1 rRNA gene is annotated in these 301 nt (G+C 52.2%); it reads left to right on the top strand.

Features of this window, described 5'->3' with window-relative positions:
- A 23S ribosomal RNA gene (locus P0G09_RS18685) occupies positions 1 to 301 on the top strand; the annotation flags it as partial.

Genomic DNA, 301 nt, shown 5'->3' with positions numbered 1-301 from the left:
AGGTGAGGCCGGAAGGCGTAGCCGATGCACAGACGGTAGAGATTCCGTCACCACCAAAAGAGTTAAGCACAGGGACACATATGAAGTCTCAGAGCCTGGTGTTGGTTCCGGTAGAGATCGAGGGAAATTAGTACCGAAGTCTGAGATGGAAGATGGCGAGAAAAGCTGTGTGTATTTCTGAGGTGCCCGTACCGCAAACCGACACAGGTAGGTAGGAAGTAGATTCTAAGGCCAACGGGAGAAGGGTTGTTAAGGAACTCGGCAAATTGACCCCGTAACTTCGGGAGAAGGGGTGCTCCAG

The sequence above is a fragment of the Faecalibacterium sp. DFI.5.82 genome, from assembly GCF_029076575.1.
Lineage (GTDB): Bacteria > Bacillota > Clostridia > Oscillospirales > Ruminococcaceae > Faecalibacterium > Faecalibacterium duncaniae.
Note: the sequence above shows the minus strand (reverse complement) of the source record. Positions and strands in the feature narration are given on the sequence as shown.